We start from the raw sequence: 12,286 nt of genomic DNA on the forward strand, positions 1-12,286 counted from the left end.
TCAAGGCCCCCTCTTCAATACATCAGTGGATACGATCTGCCAGGGCGGCCTTAACCGCGGGGCTGGCATGCAGGGCGCCTAGCACTACCACCGACTCAATGGTGGCAAGGGCAAGCTCGGGTGATACGTCATTAGCAATACTGGCCATGCCCAACACCTGAATTTGCAACGATTCTCCCGCTGCCTGCAGAGCTTCCAGGTTCTCGCGGCTGTAGTGTTCAAGCCCCAGCACAAAAGCCTTGCGGGTTACGGTTTCTTTAACGACCTCAGAATGGGTAGCCAGCTGATTACGAATGGCCGTACGAATCAAATCGGTTCGATTGGAATAGAACCCTTCCTGAACCAGTAGATCAATCTGCCCCAGGTCAATGACCCCCAGATTGATAGTAATCTTCTCGCTGGAGTCGCCAGACTTACGTCGCATTTCATGCACACTCATACTTACTTCCTCATTTTCAGTAGCGGCTCGCTTTCTGGTGAAAATCTTAAGCAGCCTCAACAACCATCAAAACAACATCCACAAACCATCCCAACACCATCCATATGGATGTTAATAATAGACTGTGCATATCAGGCGTCAAGATAAGAAAAAACTCTATTAATTGCGCAGGCATTAAAAGAGATTAAATAGAGAGGAAAAAATGGAAGGAAACAGGAAAAACAGTATCTAAAACTATAAATTACATAAACTTCACTGACGCTTTTAAAGTCAGTTCAACCGCGCTAATCGTTGTTAGTACTTGTCGTATTACTGACTTATTTCTACTTTATGATAAACCCATGACACCTTTATGGCTTGGAGGTTACTTTGCACATCGCCGATGTGACCATGTTTCATGCGCCCTCTAGTGGTGGCGTGCGCACCTATCTTCAGGCCAAGCATCGCGTTATGAGTCGGTATCCCGACTTTCGTGCCAGCCTGCTGGTTCCTGGCGCCGAACGCGATAGTCTGGGCGATCTTCATACCTTGCCTGCTCCAAGGCTTCCGCTTGGCCAGGGGTATCGTTTCCCCGTGCGTCGTGCACCTTGGCATCAAACGCTGGTAGATTTGAAGCCGGACCTTATTGAAGCGGGCGATCCCTATGTAACGGCATGGGCAGCCCTTTCAGCGGGCCAGCAGTTGGGTGTACCGGTGGTGGGGTTTTATCACTCTGATTTACCACGCCTGATGGGCGACCGCTTTGGCAAACAGGTATGTAAGCGGCTTGAACGTTACGTCGTGGACCTTTACTCACGCTTTGATAGTGTCCTAGCCCCATCTCAAGCCCTGGCTAACCAACTAATCGAATGGGGCGTTGTTAATGTGCGCGTGCAGCCGCTGGGCGTTGACCTTGAGCGCTTCCATCCCAGTGCCCATGACCCTCTCCTGCGAAGCTCGTTAGGTATCGCCCCCGATAAGCGCCTGCTGATCTTTGTAGGCCGCTATTCGCGCGAAAAGAATATCGATGTGCTACTGGCTACCATGCGTCAACTGGGTGACGACTATCACCTTTTACTGATAGGCCCAGGCATGCCACGCCAGGTACCTGACAACGTAACGGTCATTAATCGCTGCTGTAACGCTCATGAGGTCGCCCGGGCACTTTCCAGCAGTGATGCCTTCTTGCACGCAGGTACTCGTGAAACGTTTGGCTTGGTGGCCCAAGAAGCGATGGCCTGCGGCATTCCCGTTATTGCAGCCAATACCGGCGCCTTGGCTGAAAACGTTCCCTTGGGAGGTGGTATTCTTTGCGAGCCTCTTGACCCCAGCGCTATGGCGGACGCTTGTCGCGCTCTCTTCCGTCGAGATATTGCTGCCAGCGGCCATTATGCTCGCCGTCATGTCGAGCGTAATTTTAACTGGGATAAGGTGATCCGCGATCTGATGGATCATTATCAGGTGCTCCACCAGCCCGAGACACTAACTCATCATGCAAAAATCGGTTAAGCAGCGCCAGTGGCAACGATGGCCGCTGCATTTACTTTTCATTGTTCTGGCGCTGGCGGCGCCACTGTTGCTTACTCACTGGATAGGGGGAGATGCTGCCTGGAGTGCGCTGTCATCGTTTCCCTTTTCTATCTTATTGGCCATGCTTGCCCTGGCGGCACTGTGTTGGAACCTAAACGCCTTGCGGCTGCGGCTTCTGCTGAACGGGCGTGCAGGCCCTCTGAACCAGCGAAGCGCCCTAGGCATCGAGCTCGCCTCCAAATGTGCACTCTGCGCAACGCCAGGCGGTAGCGGTGGGCCTGCCGTTTTGCTCGCCCTTCTGGCACGCCGGGATCTCTCTCCTTCCAAAGGGGCCGGCGTCTTTTTGATCGATCAGGGGTTCGACTCACTATTTTTTATTGGCTTATTAAGCGGGCTGGTCGTATATACCCTGGCGGTTGATACGGGCTGGCCCTACCAAGCTTTGGTCCAGTGGTCGTTAGCGGGATTGCTGGCGGCAATTGTTCTGGTGTCGCTTTGCCTTTGGACATTGCCTCGCTGGCGCATCAGACCGTCTGGACGTAGGTCTCTCTTTGGACACACGTGGCAACGTAAATTGTTTCGCCGTTATTTACGGGCTCGGCAGACGTTCTTACGTACGCTCAAGCTTCCCAAACGGGTGCTCGGAACGGTATTAGTGCTGACGATGATGCATTGGTGCGCTCGCTACAGCCTGCTGTACTTAGCGGTAATGGGCGTTGGCGGGAATATCGATTGGCTCTGGACATTCTTCACCCAAATGCTGGGCATGGCGGCCAGCCAGTTTAGCTTCTTGCCTGGTGGGGCAGGTACCGCAGAGATTGGCGTGAGTGCCTTATTAATGCCATTTTTGACAACAGCCCAGGTTGGCGCTGCGGTGTTGATCTGGCGGCTGGTTTCTTATCATCTGTATATCCTGGCGGGCGCCCCGGTACTGCTATGGTTCGGTTTCAGAAGCCTGCGGCAGCGCTCTTTAGCGCTTGAATCAGGCCTTGGCCGCCCCGGCAACTAATAATTACCTAGCATGGCTGGCTGGCTGACTGGCGAAGAATACAAACGCGCAGGCATAAAAAAAGCACCCCGAAGGGTGCTTTTTGACGTGCTAGGCAGAATCGTAACTTACCAGCCAGTTACTTCTTTCAGCGCGTCGCCGATTTCCGCCAAAGAACGCACGGTTTTAACACCGGCATCTTCCAGGGCAGCAAACTTCTCGTCAGCGGTACCTTTACCACCAGAGATGATGGCACCGGCGTGACCCATACGCTTGCCAGGAGGTGCAGTTACACCGGCAATGTAGGAAACCACTGGCTTGGAAACGTGATCCTTGATGTAGGCCGCCGCTTCTTCTTCAGCCGTACCACCGATTTCACCGATCATGACGATCGCTTCGGTTTTCGGATCCTTCTCGAACATTTCCAGAATGTCGATGAAGTTGGAACCCGGAATCGGGTCGCCACCGATGCCCACACAGGTAGACTGACCGAAACCGTGGTCAGTGGTCTGCTTAACGGCTTCGTAGGTCAGGGTGCCCGAACGGGAAACGATACCTACGCGGCCCGGCTGGTGAATGTGACCCGGCATGATACCGATTTTACATTCACCGGGAGTGATAACACCCGGGCAGTTCGGACCAATCAGGCGAACGCCCAGCTCGTCGCATTTTACTTTTGCTTCGAGCATATCAAGGGTAGCGATGCCTTCGGTGATGCACACGATCAGCTTGATGCCAGCGTTAGCGGCTTCAAGGATAGAGTCTTTACAGAACGGTGCCGGCACGTAGATAACGCTGGCTTCCGCGCCCGTTTTCTCAACCGCTTCTTTAACGGTGTTGAAAACCGGCAGGCCCAAGTGCTCCTGGCCGCCTTTGCCCGGCGTAACACCGCCGACCATTTGCGTACCGTAGGCAATCGCCTGTTCGGAGTGGAACGTGCCCTGGCCACCGGTGAAACCCTGGCAGATGACCTTGGTGTTCTTATCGATCAGGATGCTCATTACTTGCCCTCCGCCGCTTTAACGACCTGCTGAGCCGCATCGGTCAGACTGGTAGCAGCGATAATGTTCAGACCGCTAGATGCCAGTTTTTCGGCACCCAGCTCGGCGTTGTTACCTTCCAGGCGAACGACAACCGGAACGTTGACACCTACCTGCTCAACGGCACCAATAATGCCTTCAGCAATCATGTCGCAACGAACGATACCGCCGAAGATGTTAACCAGAACGGCTTTGACGTTGTCGTCAGACAGAATGATCTTGAACGCTTCTGCTACGCGCTCTTTGGTCGCGCCGCCGCCTACATCCAGGAAGTTAGCTGGTTTGCCGCCGGAGAGGTTGACAATGTCCATGGTTCCCATGGCCAGGCCAGCACCGTTAACCATGCAGCCGATGTTGCCATCAAGCGCTACATAGTTAAGCTCCCACTTCGCTGCATCGGCTTCACGCTGATCTTCCTGAGAAGGGTCGCGCATGGCCTGCAGGTCCGGATGACGGTACAGCGCATTGCTGTCGAGGCCCAGTTTGGCATCGAGGCAGTGCAGATTGCCTTCGTCGGTGATAACCAGCGGGTTGATTTCCAGTAGTGCCAGATCCTTGTCATGGAACAGCTTGGAAAGACCCAGGAAGATCTTGGTAAACTGCTTGATCTGGTCGCCTTTCAGGCCCAGTTTGAAAGCCAGTTCACGCGCCTGGTAAGGCTGAGCGCCTACCAGCGGATCGATCTCGGCTTTGAGAATCTTTTCCGGTGTCTGTTCTGCAACCGTTTCGATTTCCACACCACCTTCGGTCGAGGCCATGAAGACCACACGACGGGTAGTACGGTCGACCACGGCACCCAGATACAGCTCGTCGGCGATATCGGTGCAGGTTTCAACCAGAATCTTGGCAACCGGCTGACCTTTTTCGTCAGTCTGATAGGTTACCAAGTTCTTGCCCAGCCACTGCTCGGCAAACGCCTTTGCTTCAGCCGGGTCCTTAATCAGCTTAACACCGCCTGCTTTACCACGGCCGCCTGCGTGCACCTGGGCTTTAACAACCCACATGTCGCCGCCGATCTTTTTGCAGGCTTCTACTGCTTCTTCGGGAGTGTCCACGGCAAAGCCCTTGGACACTGGCAGACCATAATCGGCAAACAGCTGTTTGCCTTGATACTCGTGAAGGTTCATCGATTCATGCCATTGGTTGCATGTGACTCGAACGATGGTCAAATCGCCTGATCTGACCATCCCTGTACTTTCGGCGGCTATTTTACAACACAGCCGAAAGCGATGCGCCACCTAGTGGTGGCGCTTGGTGGTTACCGCTGAACTTATTAACGCTTTTTACGATTGGCCATATGAATAGCGTGGCCTTCCACCGCCAGAGCGGCTTCATGAATAGCTTCTGACGTGCTCGGGTGGGCATAGCAGGTCAAGGCCAGGTCTTCAGCGCTGGAGCCGAACTCCATGGCGATAACGCCCTGGGCAATCAGCTCACCGGCGTGCTGGCTGACGATATGCATACCCAGAATGCGGTCTGTTTCGGCATCGGCAATAATCTTGGCCATGCCTTCAGGCGCATTGTTGGCAAGCGCACGGCCGTTGGCCGAGAACGGGAAGGAACCGGTTTTGACTTCGATGCCTTTCGCTTTGGCATCCTGCTCGGTCATACCTACCCAAGCCACTTCCGGCGAGGTATAGATAACGCTGGGAATGGCGTCGTAGTTCATTTCAGCCTTATGGCCAGCAATGATGTCAGCCACCATAACGCCTTCTTCAGATGCTTTGTGAGCCAGCATCGGGCCACGCACGCAGTCACCGATCGCATAGACGTTCGGCACGTTGGTACGGCACTGGTCATCGACAAAGATAAAGCCACGCTCGTCCAGCTCAACGCCTACGCCATCGGCAATCACGCCCTGGGTGTAGGGACGACGACCAACGCACACGATCAGCTTATCGAAGGTCATTTCCTGCTCGCCGTCAGCATCGGTGTACTTGACGACAACTTCGCTGTCCTTGACCTCAGAGCCGGTAACCCTTGCGCCCAACTTGATATCCAGGCCCTGCTTTTTAAGCAGCTTTTGGGTTTCCTTGGCGATCGCGCTATCAACCATCGGCAGGAAACTGTCCATGGCTTCAAGAACGGTAACCTCGGCACCTAGACGCTTCCACACACTACCCAGCTCAAGGCCGATAACACCGGCACCGATGACGCCAAGGCGCTTGGGTACTTCAGTGAATTCAAGCGCGCCGGTAGAGGTGACGATAAGGTCATCGGTCAGCGGTGTTGGCGGAATTTCAACCGGCACGGAGCCTGCAGCGATAACGATATTGTCAGCGGTGTAGGTAGTGGCATTGCCGTCATGGTCGGTTACTTCAACTTCGGTAGAAGAAGTAACTTTGCCTTTACCTTCCAGTGAGGTAACGCCATTCGCTTTGAACAGTGCGCTGATGCCACCAACGTTCTTGTTGATGACCGAGTTTTTGAACTCCAGCATTTTAGCGATGTTAGCCTTCGGCTCGTCGACCTCAATGCCCACTTCAGCAAAGTGGTCGCGCGCTTCAACAAACTTATGTGACGTTTCCAGCAGCGCTTTGGAAGGAATACAGCCTACGTTCAGGCACGTACCGCCATGAACGGTTTTACCTTCTTTATTGACCCATTTTTCAACACAGGCCGTTTTCAGACCCATTTGAGCTGCGCGAATGGCAGCAACGTAACCGCCAGGGCCAGCGCCAATAACGATCACATCAAACTTGTCAGCCATGTTGGCTCCTTTAGCTTGGTGCTTTCCTCCCGCTTAGAAACATCAGGAGGAAAGCTGTGTGCGACTGCATAACAATGGTGGCGCGTACGACAATATCAATACGCGAAGATACTTTACCTGTGTATCTTAGATGTCCAGCAGCAGGCGTGCCGGGTCTTCCAGCAATTCTTTAATCGTTACCAGGAATCGAACAGCGTCTTTCCCATCGATCATGCGGTGGTCATAGGAAAGCGCCAGGTACATCATCGGGCGAATTTCGACCTTACCGTTCACCGCCATCGGACGATCTTGGATCTTGTGCATGCCCAGAATAGCCGTTTGCGGCGGGTTAATGATGGGCGTCGACATCAGCGAACCAAAGGTACCGCCGTTGGTGATGGTGAACGTACCGCCCATCATGTCGTCCATACCCAGCTTGCCATCACGACCACGCTTACCGAAGTCGACAATCTTGCGCTCAACGTCAGCAATTTTCATGCTGTCGGTATCGCGCAGAACCGGCACGACCAGGCCACGGTCAGTAGATACCGCAACGCCGATATCCTGATACCCGTGGTAAACAATGTCGGTACCATCGATCGAGGCGTTGACATCCGGGAAGCGCTTGAGTGCTTCAGAAGCGGCTTTTACAAAGAAGCCCATGAAGCCCAGCTTGATATCGTGAGCTTTCTGGAAAGTATCCTTGTACTGCGCACGCAGGGCCATGATCTCGGTCATGTCCACTTCATTATACGTGGTCAGCATGGCGGCCGTTTGCTGGGCCTGTACCAGACGCTTGGCGATGGTTTGACGCAAGCGGGTCATCGGTACGCGCTTCTCGGTGCGCTCGCCTTCAGCAACCGGAGCAGTGGCTGCCTTGGCCGGTGCAGAAGAAGCCTTCGCCGCTTTCTTGGCAGAGCCATCTTTTACCGCTTTCTGAACGTCTTCTTTCAGAACGCGGCCGCCCTTGCCAGTACCTTCGATCTTGGCAACGTCAAGGTCATGCTCGGCAATCAGCTTACGCGCCGCCGGAGCGACAATCTTGTCGCCGATCTTCTCATCGCTGGCACCGTCGTCGGCAGAAGCTGCAGGCCTATTGTCAGTGGCGCTGGCATAATCGCTACCGCCGCCTTCGGTAAAGGTCGCCAGAATCGCTTCAGACTCTACCTGGCTGCCCTCTTCGGCCTTGATTTCGGCAAGCGCCCCATCAGCTGGTGCTACGACTTCAAGTACCACCTTGTCAGTTTCGATATCGGCAAGCACCTCATCACGCTTGACCGCTTCACCGACTTTCTTGTGCCAGGTAGCTACGGTGCCTTCCTGAATAGACTCAGGGAAGCTTGGAGCTTTAACGTCATGCTGTTTGCCGCCGCTGGCCTTTTGCTCTTCTTTCTTTTCGTCTTGCTGGTCAGCTTTCTCGGCTTTAGGCTCACCAGAAGATTTCTCTTCCTTTTTATCGCTGCCACCAGAGGCACTGCCTTCACCGATCTTGCCAAGTACCTGGTCAGACGCAACGGTATCGCCTTCTTCGGCCATTACGTCAGTCAGGGTACCTGCTTCCGGTGCAACGACTTCCAGCACCACTTTATCGGTCTCGATTTCAACAATCAGCTCGTCGCGTTCGACCTTGTCACCCGGCTTTTTATGCCATGCTGCCACGCTACCTTCGGCAACGGATTCCGGAAAGGTTGGCGCTTTGATCTCGATAGCCATTTCGTTTCCCTTATATGTTCTCTAAATCCGGTGGGCGCTTTATAGATTAAAAGCGTCTTCCACCAGCTGGCGCTGCTGTTCAATATGAACGGACATATAGCCTGCCGCCGGTGCGGCAGAGGCAGGACGTCCTGCAAATTTCAACTCGCGTCCCAGGCCATCCTTGAGCATATCGGCCACTGTACGCATGTGGTGCTGGCTTGAATACCAGGCGCCCTGATTTAAAGGCTCTTCCTGACACCAGACAATATCTTCCACATTGGTATACGCCTGAAGCACTTCCAGAAGTTCTTCTTTCGGGAAGGGGTAGAGCTGCTCAAGACGAATGATTGCCGTATCGTTACGCTCGTTTTCAGTGCGCCAGGCGGCCAGATCGTAATAAACCTTGCCTGAACACAATACAACGCGGGTGACGCTTTCCGCCGCCAAATCCGCCTGATCCGGCAGTACCATCTGGAACTTGCCATAGGCAAGATCGTCAAGGCTTGAAACCGCTTCCTTATGGCGCAGAAGTGACTTGGGCGACATGACGATCAGCGGTTTACGCAGCGGGCGAATGACCTGACGACGCAGCAAATGGAAAATCTGTGCAGGCGTTGTCGGTACACATACCTGCATGTTGTGCTCGGCACACATTTGCAGGAAGCGCTCAAGGCGTGCTGATGAGTGCTCTGGGCCTTGCCCTTCATAGCCATGGGGTAACAGCATGGTCAGGCCGCACAGACGACCCCACTTGCTTTCACCGGAGGAGATGAACTGATCGACCACCACCTGTGCACCGTTGAAGAAGTCACCGAACTGTGCCTCCCAAATAACCAGGTCATTAGGCGCTGTTGTCGAGTAACCATATTCAAAGGCCAGCACGGCTTCTTCCGACAGGAAGGAGTCATGGATAGTGAACCGCGGTTGACCATCGGCCATGTTCTGTAGCGGCACGTAGGTAGAACCATCTTTCTGGTTATGTACCACCGCATGGCGGTGTGAGAACGTACCGCGGCCAACGTCCTGTCCGGTAATCCGGATGGGGTGGCCCTGATCCAGCAGCGTGGCGTAGGCCAGGGTTTCTGCAAAACCCCAGTTCATCGGCATGCCGCCCGCCTGCATCTTGCGGCGGTCTTCGTAGATCTTGGAAACCTGACGCTGTACTTCGACCCCATCAGGAATCTCGCACATTTTGGCCGCCAGCTGTTGCAGACGCTTCATGTCAATTGAAGTATCGGCATCGCCGGACCACTCATGCCCAAGATACGGTGCCCAATCCACAAAAAGGGATTTGTTGGGTTCCTGCACCAGCGCATTGGCAACATGGTTGCCTGCCACCAGATCATCACGATACGTTTCCGTCATCGCCTTGGCGTCGTCTTCAGAGAGAACGCCCTCCTCAACCAGGCGCTTGGCATAAAGCGTACGCGAAGAGGCATGATCCTTGATCTTGGCATACATAAGCGGCTGTGTGCCTGACGGCTCATCCGCTTCGTTATGGCCACGACGGCGATAGCAAACGAGGTCGATCACCACGTCTTTCTTGAACTGCTGTCGGTAATCCAGCGCCACTTGTGTGACATGCAGAACCGCGTCCGGATCATCGCCATTAACATGGAAAATCGGCGCCTGAACCATCTTGGCAATATCAGTGCAGTATTCGGTCGAGCGTGCATCCAACGGGTTGGAGGTAGTGAAACCCACCTGGTTGTTGATCACGATATGCACGGTGCCGCCCGTTTTATAGGCGCGCGTCTGAGACATCTGAAATGTCTCCATGACTACACCCTGACCGGCAAAGGCTGCATCGCCATGCACGTTGATGGGCAGTACTTTATCGCCATCCGGATCGTTGCGGCGGTCTTGACGCGCGCGTACAGAACCTTCGACCACCGGTGCAACGATTTCCAAGTGTGACGGGTTAAACGACATGGCCAAGTGGACTTCGCCACCCGGTGACATGACGTTGGAGCTGAAGCCCTGGTGATACTTCACGTCGCCAGAACCACGTTCGATCACCTTCTTACCGTCGAACTCATCAATCAGGTCAGCAGGGTTTTTACCTAAAATATTGACCAGAAGGTTAAGACGACCGCGGTGCGCCATACCGATAACGACTTCCTTTGTACCGTAACCGCCAGCACGCTGGATAAGCTCGTCCATCATCGGTACAAATACTTCACCGCCCTCAAGGCCAAAACGCTTGGTGCCTGGATACTTTGATGCCAGGTAGTTTTCCAGCCCTTCTGCAGCGGTCAAACGCTCAAGCACATGCTTGCGCACATCGTCGCTGAATTTAGGTGCACTGCGTACTGATTCGAAGCGGCGTTGCAGCCAGCGTTTCTCTTCGGTGTCCACAATGTGCATGAATTCGCAGCCGATGGAGCGACAGTATGTCTTCTCCAGCGCATCCACGATGTCACGCAGCGGGGCTTTATCAATACCCAGGAAAAACGAACCGGTCTGGAACTCGGTATCAAGATCAGCTTTTGTCAGCTGGTGAAATGACAAATCGAGATCAGGGACGGGGGTGGGATTGCGCAGCCCTAGCGGATCGATGTCGGCCTTCTGATGGCCACGAAAGCGATACGCGTTGATCAACTGCAGGACTTTTACCTGCTTCTTGTTCTCACCGCTGTCGGCTGCCGCCGCAACACGTCCGGGGCGACTTTCTCGACCCAGCTGGTAGAACTGATCACGAATGGGGCTTAGTGGAACATCGTGGGAGGCACTGCCCTCACGCGGTAGCTGGTCAAAATAGCTACGCCACTCGTCAGGGACAGCATCAGGATCGTCGAGGTACTGCTCGTAAAGCGCTTCCACGTAGTGGACATTGCCACCACTAACGTGAGAGGAACGCCACATTAACTCCATTATGCCTTGTTGCATCTCTCGGTCACCCTGCACTGATGGGGTGGTATCGGCATCGCTGCAAAAACGCAACGACATCGCTATTGCCCTGCCGGCGGGGCGGGACATTTGCCGGCGGCGCCGACCTGAGGCCGGAAGCCCTACTTATCTGGTGTTTCTCAATCAGTTCATGCTCAAAAGCCGGTACGCACAGCACCGGCTTTTAAACTTGACTGGTCAAAGGTGCGACGCGTCGCCGCACCTTATGACAAACCCTATGATAACAAGCGAAGCGCCACGATTTAAGTAGTAAAACGCGACTTGTTGCGTGGCAATCGCATTTTATTTGCTCAAAGGGTACTTACGTTGCATCCGCAAGCAGCATTTCACGGATTTTACCGATGGCGCGCGTCGGGTTTAAGCCTTTCGGGCAAACTGCTACACAATTCATGATGCCACGGCAACGGAACACCGAGAACGGATCTTCCAAATCGGTTAAACGTTCACGGGTTGCTGTATCACGCGAATCTGCCAGGAAGCGGTAAGACTGCAGCAGACCGGCAGGCCCGACAAACTTATCGGGGTTCCACCAAAACGACGGGCATGAGGTTGAACAGCAGGCGCACAAGATACACTCGTACAGGCCGTCCAGCTTTTCACGGTCTTCGGGCGACTGCAGACGCTCAATGGCGGGCGCTGGCGTTTCATTTTGCAGGTACGGTTGAATACGCTCGTACTGCTTATAGAAAATACCCATATCCACAACCATATCGCGGATAACCGGCAGGCCCGGCAGCGGACGCAGAATCAGCTTGTTGTTTTTCACAACGTCTGACAGCGGCGTAATACACGCCAAGCCATTTTTGCCATTCATGTTCATACCATCAGAGCCGCAAACCCCTTCACGGCAGCTACGGCGGAACGCCAGGCCACTATCCTGCTCTTTCATCAGGTGCAGTACATCCAGCACCATGACGTCGCGCCCTTTAGTATCAACTTGAAACTCCTGCATATAAGGTGCGGAGTCGGTTTCCGGATTATAACGGTATACGGATACCTGAAGATTGGACATTATA

9 protein-coding genes are annotated in these 12,286 nt (G+C 54.1%); 2 read left to right on the plus strand and 7 right to left on the minus strand.

Annotated features, from left to right (window positions below; genetic code table 11):
* Window positions 1–22: 22 nt before the first annotated feature.
* Window positions 23–439 carry a CopG family transcriptional regulator gene (locus ELY38_RS03900; RefSeq protein ID WP_127060198.1) on the minus strand — a complete coding sequence of 139 codons (417 nt, stop codon included), beginning with the start codon at window positions 437–439 and terminating at the stop codon, window positions 23–25.
* A 369-nt stretch (window positions 440–808) separates the two neighbouring features.
* Between ELY38_RS03900 and ELY38_RS03905 the strand changes: the two genes are divergently transcribed.
* Together ELY38_RS03905 and ELY38_RS03910 are read left to right on the plus strand one after the other, a co-directional pair.
* A complete protein-coding gene (locus ELY38_RS03905) occupies window positions 809–1,927 on the plus strand; it encodes an N-acetylglucosaminyl phosphatidylglycerol synthase (RefSeq protein WP_127060199.1) in 1,119 nt (372 codons plus the stop codon).
* Window positions 1,911–2,957 (plus strand): glucosaminyl phosphatidylglycerol flippase, encoded by a 1,047-nt coding sequence (locus ELY38_RS03910; RefSeq protein WP_127060200.1) that lies wholly within the window; start codon window positions 1,911–1,913, stop codon window positions 2,955–2,957. Before ELY38_RS03905 ends, ELY38_RS03910 begins: the two co-directional genes overlap by 17 nt.
* 107 nt (window positions 2,958–3,064) lie before the next feature.
* Here ELY38_RS03910 and sucD read toward each other — a convergent pair whose 3' ends face one another.
* From sucD to ELY38_RS03940, 6 genes are all read right to left on the minus strand, one after another.
* Window positions 3,065–3,937 (minus strand): succinate--CoA ligase subunit alpha, encoded by an 873-nt coding sequence (gene sucD, locus ELY38_RS03915; protein WP_087106259.1) that lies wholly within the window; start codon window positions 3,935–3,937, stop codon window positions 3,065–3,067.
* Window positions 3,937–5,103 carry an ADP-forming succinate--CoA ligase subunit beta gene (sucC, locus tag ELY38_RS03920; RefSeq protein WP_106373464.1) on the minus strand — a complete coding sequence of 389 codons (1,167 nt, stop codon included), beginning with the start codon at window positions 5,101–5,103 and terminating at the stop codon, window positions 3,937–3,939. The genes sucD and sucC overlap by 1 nt, the downstream gene beginning before the upstream one ends.
* A gap of 146 nt (window positions 5,104–5,249) precedes the next feature.
* Window positions 5,250–6,686, minus strand: coding sequence for a dihydrolipoyl dehydrogenase (lpdA, locus tag ELY38_RS03925; protein WP_127060201.1), 1,437 nt, complete (start codon window positions 6,684–6,686; stop codon window positions 5,250–5,252).
* Between the two features lie 126 nt (window positions 6,687–6,812).
* Window positions 6,813–8,378: a 2-oxoglutarate dehydrogenase complex dihydrolipoyllysine-residue succinyltransferase gene (gene odhB, locus ELY38_RS03930; protein WP_127060202.1), complete on the minus strand. Its 1,566-nt coding sequence runs from the start codon at window positions 8,376–8,378 to the stop codon at window positions 6,813–6,815.
* A 39-nt stretch (window positions 8,379–8,417) separates the two neighbouring features.
* On the minus strand, window positions 8,418–11,249 hold the full coding sequence (locus tag ELY38_RS03935) for a 2-oxoglutarate dehydrogenase E1 component (RefSeq protein WP_127060454.1): 2,832 nt from the start codon (window positions 11,247–11,249) through the stop codon (window positions 8,418–8,420).
* Between the two features lie 322 nt (window positions 11,250–11,571).
* On the minus strand, window positions 11,572–12,282 hold the full coding sequence (locus ELY38_RS03940) for a succinate dehydrogenase iron-sulfur subunit (protein WP_127060203.1): 711 nt from the start codon (window positions 12,280–12,282) through the stop codon (window positions 11,572–11,574).
* Window positions 12,283–12,286 lie beyond the last annotated feature (4 nt).

Origin of the sequence: Vreelandella nanhaiensis (genome assembly GCF_003990185.1) — a bacterium.
Lineage (GTDB): Bacteria > Pseudomonadota > Gammaproteobacteria > Pseudomonadales > Halomonadaceae > Vreelandella > Vreelandella nanhaiensis.